Origin of the sequence: Amycolatopsis sp. SID8362 (genome assembly GCF_010550475.1) — a bacterium.
GTDB classification, from domain to species: Bacteria; Actinomycetota; Actinomycetes; order Mycobacteriales; family Pseudonocardiaceae; genus Amycolatopsis; species Amycolatopsis eburnea.
The window spans coordinates 1-3,993 of the sequence record NZ_JAAGNB010000079.1 but is presented as its reverse complement, the minus strand read 5'-3'; the positions used below and the strand labels follow the sequence as shown (position 1 = coordinate 3,993).

Sequence of the window (3,993 nt, the reverse complement as noted above, 5' to 3'; positions counted from 1 at the left end):
GGCGCGGACGTGGGCGCTCGGGCGTGTCGGCGAGCTGCTCGGCGCGCCGGCGGACGACACCGACCCCGCCGTGGCGAACCTGGTCACCGTGCTGGCCGTCTGCCACGGGCTCGGGCACGACGCCGTCTCCGGCAAGCTCGCCGAGTACGCCGCCCTCGCGCGTGAGGTCGCCGCCGTCGACGCGGCCTTGATCGACGACGTCGGGCCGTCCCGGCGCCCGGCCGAGACCGCGCTCATCACCACCCTGCTCGGCGAACGGCTTTTCGCCGGGCTGCGGCACTTCGCGCTCGTGGACGCGCTGGGAGCGGCACCGGCCGAGGCCTGACGCGCGCATGTCATGAACGGGTCATTCATGTCGTCTGGTGACAGGGCCTCGGCAAAGTCGGGCGGCACGGCCGATCCGGCCATCCGCGACGACATGAATGAGTCATTCACCTCGCCAGACGACATGAATGAGTCATTCACGACATCCCCGCGACGCCGGGCAGACCACGCCGCCAGGCATCTCTGCCGCCGGCCGGCCGAGGCCTGACGCCGGGACGCGAACGCCCCGGCGCCGGCCCGCTCAGCGCTTCCGGTTCAGCGGCGCGCGGCCCGCGTACTCCGCCGCCGTGCCCAGGTCCTCCTCGATCCGCAGCAGCTGGTTGTACTTCGCCGTGCGGTCGGCCCGCGACAGCGACCCCGTCTTGATCTGCCCGCAGTCCACCGCGACCGACAGGTCCGCGATCGTCGTGTCCTCGGTCTCCCCCGACCGGTGAGACATCACAACGCCATACCCGGCGCGCGACGCGACGTCGACCGCGTCGAGGGTTTCGGTCAGCGTGCCGATCTGGTTGACCTTGATCAGGATCGCGTTGGCGACGCCCTGCTCGATCCCTTCGGTCAGCAGTCCCACGTTGGTGCAGAAGACGTCGTCGCCGACGAGCTGGATCTCCTCCCCCAGCGCCCGCGTCACCAGCTGCCAGCCGTCCTTGTCGTCCTCCGCCATGGCGTCCTCGATCGACGCGATCGGGTACCGGGCGACCAGGTCGCGCAGGTAGCCGGCGTGCTCGGACGCCGAGCGCTTCACGCCTTCGCCGCGGTAGTGGTAGACCCCGTCCTCGTAGAACTCCGACGCGGCCAGGTCCAGCATCAGCGCCACGTCGTCGCCGGGCACGTACCCCGCGCGTTCGATCGCCCGCACCACGAAGTCCAGCGCCTGCTCGGCCGTGTCGAGCTGCGGCGCGAACCCGCCCTCGTCCCCGACGTTGGTGTTGTGCCCGGCGTCGCGCAGGATCCCGCGGAGCGTGTGGAAGACCTCGGCGCCGATCCGGACCGCGTCGCCGAAGCTCGACGCGCCGACCGGCGCGATCATGAACTCCTGGAAGTCGATCCCGTTGTCGGCGTGCACCCCGCCGTTGACGATGTTCATCATCGGCGTCGGCAGCCGGTACGTGCCCTCCCCGCCCAGGTGGCGGTACAGCGGCAGCACGTGCGCCTGCGCGGCGGCCTTCGCCACCGCCAGCGACACGCCGAGGATCGCGTTCGCGCCGAGGCGCGCCTTGTTCGGCGTGCCGTCCAGCTCGCACAGCACCCGGTCCACCTCGACCTGCGACCGCGAGTCGAGACCCACGACCGCGGCGGCGACCTCGCCGTTGACCGCGGCGACGGCCTTCCGGACCCCCTTGCCCAGGAACCGGCCCGGATCACCGTCGCGCAGCTCGACGGCCTCGCGCGTGCCCGTCGACGCACCCGACGGCACCGCCGCGCGCCCGAACGACCCGTCGGCCAGCTCGACGTCGACCTCGACCGTCGGGTTGCCGCGGCTGTCCAGGATCTCCCGGCCGGTGACATGGACGATGGCAGTCATTTCTCTCCTCAGCGGCACGACGGCGTCGCGCCTCGGGGTCAGGGAAGCCCGGCGGGACGAACACGGCGCGGGCGGGACGACGTCGTCACCTGCCACCGGCCGGACCGGTACCACCACCGTTCTACCGGGCCGCCACTGGGGAAAACCCCAGCATCGCGCCGCTAGCGTTCCGCCCGAAACCCCGCCAAAGTCCGAAGTGGAGCCCGCATGCCCATCGCCACCCCCGACGTCTACCGCGAAATGCTCGCCCGGGCCAAGGGAGGCGAGTTCGCCTACCCGGCCATCAACGTGACCTCGTCCGAGACCGTGAACGCCGCCATCCGCGGCTTCGCCGAGGCGGAGAGCGACGGCATCATCCAGTTCTCCACCGGCGGCGCCGAATTCGCGTCCGGCCAGAAGGTCAAGGACATGGTCACCGGCGCCACCGCCCTGGCCGAGTTCGCCCAGGTCGTCGCCGCCAAGTACGACGTCAACGTCGCGCTGCACACCGACCACTGCCCCAAGGACAAGCTCGACGGCTTCGTCCGCCCGCTGATCGAGATCTCCGCCGAGCGCGTCAAGAACGGCCAGAACCCGCTCTTCCAGTCCCACATGTGGGACGGCTCCGCGATCGACCTCGACGAAAACCTCGAGATCGCGCAGGAACTGCTGGCCAAGACCGCCGCCGCGAACATCATCCTCGAGGTCGAGATCGGCGTCGTCGGCGGCGAGGAAGACGGCGTCGAAGCCGAAATCAACGAGAAGCTCTACACCGCCGAAGGCGACTTCCTCAAGACCATCGACGCCCTCGGCGCCGGCGAGAAGGGCCGCTACCTGCTCGCGGCCACCTTCGGCAACGTCCACGGCGTGTACAAGCCGGGCAACGTCAAGCTCCGCCCGGACGTCCTCAAGGGCGGCCAGGAAGCCGCGGCCAAGAAGCTCGGCCTGGACGCCGGGTTGAAGCCGTTCGAGCTGGTCTTCCACGGCGGTTCGGGTTCGCTGCCGGAGGAGATCCGCGAGGCGGTGTCCTACGGCGTGGTGAAGATGAACGTCGACACCGACACCCAGTACGCGTTCACCCGCCCGATCGTGGACCACTTCTTCAAGAACTACGACGGCGTCCTGAAGATCGACGGCGAGGTCGGCAACAAGAAGGTCTACGACCCGCGCTCGTACCTGAAGGCGGCTGAGACCGGCATGGCCGCGCGGATCGTCGAAGCCTGCGAAGCGCTCGGCTCGGCAGGCACCCGACTGAAGTGAACTATTTTCACACTTCTCGGAGGATCCGGGCGATCTCGTCCGGGTCCTCCGAAGTGCGCAGGACGGCCAGGCGCACCGGGTCGACGAACAGCGCGGTGATCCGGCAGAGGATATCGACGTGCTCGGCGGCCGAGGCCGCGATCGCGATGCACAGCGAAACTTTTTCACCGTCCCACGGCACGGGATCGGTGAACCGGGTGACGACCAGGCCCGGATTGACCAGCAGGTAGTCGTGGATGTGCAATCCGTGCGGAACGGCGATTCCGTACCCGAGGTAAGTCGACGCACGGTGCTCCCGCGCGTGCAGCGAGTCACGGTATCCCGTGTGGACGGACCCGGCGCTTTCGAGGGCGTTTCCGATGTGCGCCAAGGCTTCCCACCGAGTGGCCGCCGCGACACCGAGTTCGACCGCGTGCACGTGCAGGGGTAGCAGTTTTTCTTTTGTCACTGGTTGGTTCTTTCTGGGGGGATGCGGGAAAAGACGGCCGGGTCACGTCGTCGTGCGCGCTCACCGTACGGCACGGCGGCGCGATCCGGCGAAAACCCGGTCGTGCGTCACACCATTCGCAAAATTACGCGAAAACGCTTCGAATCCCGGCGCGCTGGGCATTGTCAAGCATTTCCGGCGAAGTCCGGTGAAATCCGGGTTCGTGCCCCGGCCGGGGCCGGTGCCGCGCGCGTCCGGCCGATGGGCCAGGCTGGGAACCCGCCGGCACGGGCTCCGGCGATCGCGCGGACGGGAGAACTGTGGCTGTTCGGAGTGGGGTGCGGGCATCGGCCCGGCCGGATCTGGCGGGCCGGGACTGGGAACTGCGGGTGCTCAGCGACCGGGCGCGGGCCGCCGCGCTCGGCGAGGGCCAGGCCGTGCTGCTGCGCGGGCCCGCCGGGATCGGGAAGACCGGGCT

The 3,993-nt window shown here is 69.7% G+C and carries 2 protein-coding genes and 2 pseudogenes; 2 read left to right on the top strand and 2 right to left on the bottom strand.

Translation table 11 applies throughout. The features are described from left to right. Window positions 1–325 (top strand): annotated as a pseudogene (locus G3I65_RS02950) (hypothetical protein); the annotation flags it as partial. A gap of 240 nt (window positions 326–565) precedes the next feature. Here the strand turns inward: G3I65_RS02950 and eno are convergent. Next, the gene (eno, locus tag G3I65_RS02945) at window positions 566–1,849 is read right to left on the bottom strand and encodes a phosphopyruvate hydratase (RefSeq protein ID WP_160694485.1); all 1,284 of its coding nucleotides are present in this window, start codon (window positions 1,847–1,849) and stop codon (window positions 566–568) included. A gap of 204 nt (window positions 1,850–2,053) precedes the next feature. Here eno and fbaA point away from each other — a divergent pair. After that, window positions 2,054–3,088: pseudogene (gene fbaA, locus G3I65_RS02940) on the top strand (class II fructose-bisphosphate aldolase); the annotation flags it as partial. A gap of 7 nt (window positions 3,089–3,095) precedes the next feature. On the opposite strand, the gene G3I65_RS02935 reads toward fbaA, so the two are convergent. Further along, window positions 3,096–3,536 carry a PTS sugar transporter subunit IIA gene (locus G3I65_RS02935; protein WP_160694481.1) on the bottom strand — a complete coding sequence of 147 codons (441 nt, stop codon included), beginning with the start codon at window positions 3,534–3,536 and terminating at the stop codon, window positions 3,096–3,098. Window positions 3,537–3,993 lie beyond the last annotated feature (457 nt).

What these genes read in the sequence shown, in the direction of transcription:
- eno (WP_160694485.1), bottom strand. Translation starts at nt 1,849, where the DNA reads ATGACTGCCATCGTCCATGTCACCGGCCGGGAGATCCTGGACAGCCGC.